Origin of the sequence: Bartonella sp. AA78NXGY (genome assembly GCF_042197005.1) — a bacterium.
Taxonomy (GTDB): Bacteria; Pseudomonadota; Alphaproteobacteria; order Rhizobiales; family Rhizobiaceae; genus Bartonella.
Genome location: NZ_JBHIRI010000043.1, coordinates 1 through 4063, shown reverse-complemented (window position 1 = coordinate 4063; position 4063 = coordinate 1). Strand labels below are relative to the sequence as shown.

Below are 4063 nucleotides of genomic sequence, written 5' to 3'. Positions count from 1 at the left end.
GAATAACGTAAGATTCTCTCATTTCAAGTCTGTTTATATTGAATCAAACAAACCCATTTGCTTGCACGGCATAAGCGGGGCTGGCGTGTGGGTAAAACTGTATAAGAAAGGAATGAAAATGGTTCTTATGAATCGCCTTAACGCAAGGGCTGTCGCAACATTGGGAGCTGGCAAATATAATGATGGTGCCGGCTTGATCCTCCATAAGCGTAAAGATGGTGGTGCTCAATGGCTTTATCGTTATACCATTCACGGTCGGCGCCGTGAAATGGGCTTGGGCGCCTTAAGACATGTCTCTTTAAAAAAAGCCCGTGAATTGGCAAACCAATGGCGTGCTGTTTTACATGAGGGTCGTGACCCCATTAAAGAACGCGATAAACAAAAGCGTGAGGCAATGCGTAATCTTCATTATTTAAAAAACATTGCTTTAGATGCTTTTGAAAGCCGTAAAGCTGAATTAAAAAGAGATGGTAAAGCTTGTGATTGGTTTTTACCATTACGCCTTCATATTCTCCCTAAATTGGGCTGTCTGCCCGTTTCAGAGATTACACAAACAGAGATACGCAATACCCTTGCTCCTATCTGGCATACAAAAGCTGCAACAGCAGAGAAAGCACTAAATCGTCTTAATCTTTGTCTCAAACATGCGGCTGCATTAGGGTTAGATGTTGATTTACAAGCAACAGAAAAAGCACGCGCGCTCTTAGGTAAACAACGTCATAAAACCACTAATAGACCTGCAATGGATTGGAAAGATGTTCCCGCCTTTTATCAGTTACTCTGTAAAACACAAAACATAACACAACTGGCTTTGCGCTTGCTTATCCTGACAGGCGTTCGTACCAACCCTTTGCGTCATATTCGTGAAGATCAGATTGAAGATGATGTATGGACTATTCCTGCTGAGAATATGAAAGGTTTGCGTGACGCTACAACAGAATTTCGCGTACCTCTATCATCTGAAGCGCTAAAAGTGATTAAACAAGCCCGTTGTATTTCCAAAAGTAATTTCATTCTGTCTTTTTCCGGTCGTGCTCCCCTTGCTGAGAATTGTATGGCAAAATATATGAGAGACAATAAACTTGAAGCCTGCCCGCATGGTTTTCGTTCTAGTTTACGCAATTGGCTTGCTGAAACAACCGATGCTCCCTATGAGGTCGCTGAAACTATTCTAAGTCATACAGTTGGCGGCAAAGTAGAGCGTGCCTATCGTCGTACTGATTATTTAGAACAGCGCCGTGTCTATATGGATAAATGGGCGGCTTATGTCACTGGTCAATCTTAAGATATGGGGTGCATAACCCCATGATCTGTGGATAACTTTCTCTCTCATTCGCTCTCAATTAGACTCATAAATTATCACATCAGAATTTATATGATAAAATATTGTTTTCTATAAATAAAATACCTTCAAAAATAAACCAAAATGTGCTTAATAAATAGTTATGATTTGTTACCATTTTTTGATAGAAAGGATTTTAGTATGACAGAAAATGATATTCTTTTGACAGACCGTGAAAGTGCAAAATTGCTTCATATGAGTGTCTCAACATTCCGCCGTCATGTTACCAATGGCTCTCTCCCAAAACCTTTAAAATTTGGTTTTTTGTCCCGTTGGTTACAATCGGATCTTATCAATGTCATCGAGCAAGCAAAACAGCAACGTCAAAGTGACGCGGCATAAAAAAAACCTTGTCACGTAAGGACGGACAAGGCTTTCTCAAACTCATCACCCTAGAGATAGCACAATCCGTCCTGTGACGCAACGTTATAGGATTTACAATGATGTGTTCTTTTAAGAATGCGCAAGGTATCACACGTGCCTTGCGCGGGGTTTGGCATGGGCGTTATGGAACAGCCCGTTGCCCTGCTCATGATGATAGGCTGCCTAGTTTATCTATTTCTAATGGAAATGATGGGCGTCTTTTACTCTATTGTTATGCTGGCTGCTCTTTTAGAGAGATCATACAAGCGCTTATTAGAATTGGATTGCTTGGAAAACAAGCTTATGATCAGACGCTCTCTTTCTCAAAACAGTTTTGTGCTGATCTCAAACAAGCAAAAAGGAAAGCAGAAAGAGCAATTTGGCAACAAAGCCAACCAATCAAAAATACTTTAGCAGAAACCTATTTACGTATGCGGGATATTACATGTGATTTGCCTACAGATTTACGCTTTTACGACAAATGTCTACACCCCTCTGGGGGTACATTGCCCGCGTTGATTGCTCTTGTTAAGGGGGCTGGTTCCTTTGCCATTCATAGAACCTTTTTAAAAGACAATGGCTGCAAAACAGATCAAAAACCAGCAAAAGCCATGTTGGGATCTGTAACGGGTGGTGGGGTGCATTTAAGCCAAGCCAATCCAAAACATCTGGTCATTTGTGAAGGCATTGAAACCGGTCTGGCTCTTTTGTCTGGGTTGTTATCAGAGCCCGTTGATTTATGGGCGTCCCTTTCAACCCTATGAAAATGCAAAATAGATATAAAATATCTATTCTAATAGTACCTATTGAAGAAACAGTAAAAATACATTACATTAGAACTACTTTGTAACACATTAAGTGGTCGTAAAATGGCTGAGACAACATTTACCTTTCGCGTCGATGATGTATTAAAAAATGAATTTTCCAAAGCAGCAAAGGCGTGTGATAGATCTGGTGCACAATTATTGCGCGATTATATGCGCGATATCGTAAAAGAACAAAAAGAAAAAAGTGCATACGATTTATGGTTTCGGGAACAAGTTCAATTAGGGATAAATTCTGCTAATGCAAGTGATATAATGTCTTCTGAAGAAATCGAAGCAGAAGCAAAAGAATGGCGCTTAAAGACACAAAGTAAACTAGATAGATCAACTTTATGAAGCTAATTTGGACACAAGTAGCACACGTTGACCGCAAAAAGATACGTGAATACATATCACAAGATAATCCTTCCGCTGCCTTAAAGTTTGATCAACTTTTATCTGAAAAAGTAGAAAAACTTGTTCAATTTCCTACCCTTGGTCGTTTAGGACGAATTGTAAATACACGTGAACTTATTGTACATCCAAATTATATCATGATTTATGATATTTCAAATGGCGTTGTGCGTATTTTACGTGTGCTCCATACAAAGAAAAAATTTCCTTAATCAACTGTATTTTTATTTATTTTGTAATTGAAGAAAATTATTTTCTACAATACTGCGCTCCGTATCAGTAAATAATGATAAATTATTATTTTTCTAATATTGCGAATATGATTGCATAATGCACTTTGCACACCGCTTAGTTTCTACTCGTAAAAATGAAGATGACACTATTGTCAATGATGTGTCTGTTGAAAAGCTTGGGGAACTCTTAAAAGAAAACCCCCGTGGTCTCTTAATGGTGCGTGATGAATTGGCTGGCTTTTTAGCCAATCTAGAAAGAAAGGAATATCAATCAGACCGCGCCTTTTATTTAACAGCTTTTAATGGCGATGATCAATTTACTTATGACCGTATAGAGCGTGGAACCATTTTTATCCCTTATGTCACTTTATCCATGATTGGAGGCATTCAACCTTCACGCATTATTCCGCTCATTCAAGCCATACACCGTGGAATAAACGATGACGGTTTATTGCAACGCTTTCAAATGATTGTCTGGCCCGATGACAATAAAGAGTGGCAATTGGTTGATAAACCGCCCAATCAAGAGGTCTGGCAAAAGTATGAAGGGGTATTTCGCTCTTTTCGTGATAAACGCTTAGGTTCTCCCGAACAACCACTGATCATGCGTTTTTCTGCTGAAGCACAAGTGAAGTTTTATGAATGGTTCGAGCATCTTCATAAAGAGGCAAAAGGAGGTAGTTACTCAGAAAGCTTACAATCGCATCTTTTAAAAATGCCAAAGACCATAGCAAGTCTTGCGTTGATTTTTGAACTTCTTGACACTGGTCGTTTAGAAATTGGACTCTATGCCATCACAACAGCGTTGCGTTGGGAAAAATATCTGTTAAGTCATGCCAAACGTCTTTATGCGGCGCATGATACATTAGCAACAGAAAGTGCAAACTTGCTTGTCAAGCGCTGTGATT

The 4063-nt window shown here is 39.4% G+C and carries 4 protein-coding genes and 2 pseudogenes; all 6 read left to right on the top strand.

What is annotated here, in order from left to right:
* Positions 1 to 118: 118 nt before the first annotated feature.
* Positions 119 to 1285: a tyrosine-type recombinase/integrase gene (locus ACFINL_RS09400; protein WP_375612608.1), complete on the top strand. Its 1167-nt coding sequence runs from the start codon at positions 119 to 121 to the stop codon at positions 1283 to 1285.
* Between the two features lie 198 nt (positions 1286 to 1483).
* Positions 1484 to 1684, top strand: a complete 201-nt coding sequence (locus ACFINL_RS09395) for an AlpA family transcriptional regulator (RefSeq protein ID WP_011180791.1) — start codon at positions 1484 to 1486, stop codon at positions 1682 to 1684.
* Positions 1685 to 1782: 98 nt separating this feature from the next.
* Positions 1783 to 2463, top strand: a pseudogene (locus ACFINL_RS09390) (virulence-associated protein E); the annotation flags it as partial.
* Between the two features lie 111 nt (positions 2464 to 2574).
* A complete protein-coding gene (locus ACFINL_RS09385) occupies positions 2575 to 2865 on the top strand; it encodes a CopG family ribbon-helix-helix protein (RefSeq protein WP_375610963.1) in 291 nt (96 codons plus the stop codon).
* The gene (locus tag ACFINL_RS09380; protein WP_375651461.1) at positions 2862 to 3134 is read left to right on the top strand and encodes a type II toxin-antitoxin system RelE/ParE family toxin; all 273 of its coding nucleotides are present in this window, start codon (positions 2862 to 2864) and stop codon (positions 3132 to 3134) included. The genes ACFINL_RS09385 and ACFINL_RS09380 overlap by 4 nt, the downstream gene beginning before the upstream one ends.
* 169 nt (positions 3135 to 3303) lie before the next feature.
* Positions 3304 to 4063 (top strand): annotated as a pseudogene (locus ACFINL_RS09375) (DUF3987 domain-containing protein); the annotation flags it as partial.

Bases quoted from the DNA above. Each gene is read 5' to 3' on its own strand.
- ACFINL_RS09400 (WP_375612608.1), top strand. From the start codon at position 119: ATGGTTCTTATGAATCGCCTTAACGCAAGGGCTGTCGCAACATTGGGA.
- ACFINL_RS09395 (WP_011180791.1), top strand. From the start codon at position 1,484: ATGACAGAAAATGATATTCTTTTGACAGACCGTGAAAGTGCAAAATTG.
- ACFINL_RS09385 (WP_375610963.1), top strand. From the start codon at position 2,575: ATGGCTGAGACAACATTTACCTTTCGCGTCGATGATGTATTAAAAAAT.
- ACFINL_RS09380 (WP_375651461.1), top strand. From the start codon at position 2,862: ATGAAGCTAATTTGGACACAAGTAGCACACGTTGACCGCAAAAAGATA.